Origin of the sequence: Streptomyces sp. SID5910, from assembly GCF_009862125.1 — a bacterium.
Classification (GTDB): Bacteria; Actinomycetota; Actinomycetes; order Streptomycetales; family Streptomycetaceae; genus Streptomyces.
In genome coordinates, this window is sequence record NZ_WWHX01000458.1 from 1 (window position 1) to 1064 (window position 1064).

The window sequence follows — 1064 nt, forward strand, 5'->3', positions numbered from 1 at the left end:
CGTCTCCAGCAGCAGGCGCTGCTGCGGGTCCATCGCCAGGGCCTCACGCGGCGAGATGCCGAAGAAGTCCGCGTCGAACCCGCTGACGTCGGTGAGGAACGCGCCCTCGCGTACGTAGCTCTTGCCCAGGGCTTCGGGGTCCGCGTCGTACAGTCCGTCGAGGTCCCACCCACGGTCCGTCGGGAAGGCGGTGAGGGCGTCCTCGCCCGCGGCGAGCAGGCTCCACAGCTCTTCCGCGGTCGCGACGCCGCCGGGGAACCGGCAGCTCATGGCGACGATGGCCATGGGCTCGTCGGCGGCGGCCGGGGCCGGCAGCGACGGGACGGCAGCGTCGTCGTGCGCGTCGACGTCGACCAGTTCGGTGAGCAGTTGGGCGGCGAGCGCGGACGGGGTGGGGTAGTCGAAGACCAGCGTGGCCGACAGTTGCATGCCGGTGGCTTCATTGAGCCGGTTGCGCAGGTTCACCGCTGTCAGGGAGTCGAACCCGATCTCCGTGAAGGCGCGGCCGGGCGCGATCGCGTCGGCCCCGGCGTATCCGAGGACGGCGGCGACGTGCGCACGTACGAGTTCCAGCACGACCCGGTGCTGTTCGCCTTCGGACAGACCTGCCAGCTTGCGGGCGAGAGCAGAGGCGCCCTCGGCGTGTTCCGTGTCCGCCGCCGACCGGGTTCCGGCCGCCTCTGCCTGTTGGGCGACCTCCGGAATGCTGCTGAGCATCCGGGAGAGCTGCCGTGCCTCGAAGGTGTCCGCGAAGCGCTGCCAGTCCGCGTCGACCAGTGCGATGACGGTGTCGTCGAGGACCAGGGACCGTTCCATGGCCTTCAGGGCCTGGCTCGGGTCCATCGGGAGCATGCCGGTGCGCCGCAGGGTACGGCTGACCTCGGCGCTGCTGACGGCCATGCCGTCGTCGGCCCAGGGACCCCACGCGATCGACGTCGCCGCCAGCCCCTCACCACGCCGCGCCTCGGCCAACGCATCCAAATACGCGTTCGCCGCAGCGTAGTTCGCCTGCCCCGCACCACCCACCGTCGCCGAGAACGACGAGAACAACACGAACGCCGACA

General features: G+C 70.9%; 1 protein-coding gene. It reads right to left on the reverse strand.

The features are described 5' to 3' along the window. Nucleotides 1–1064: beta-ketoacyl reductase (locus GTW67_RS16120; RefSeq protein ID WP_161165514.1), on the reverse strand; the 1064-nt coding region annotated here is incomplete at both ends.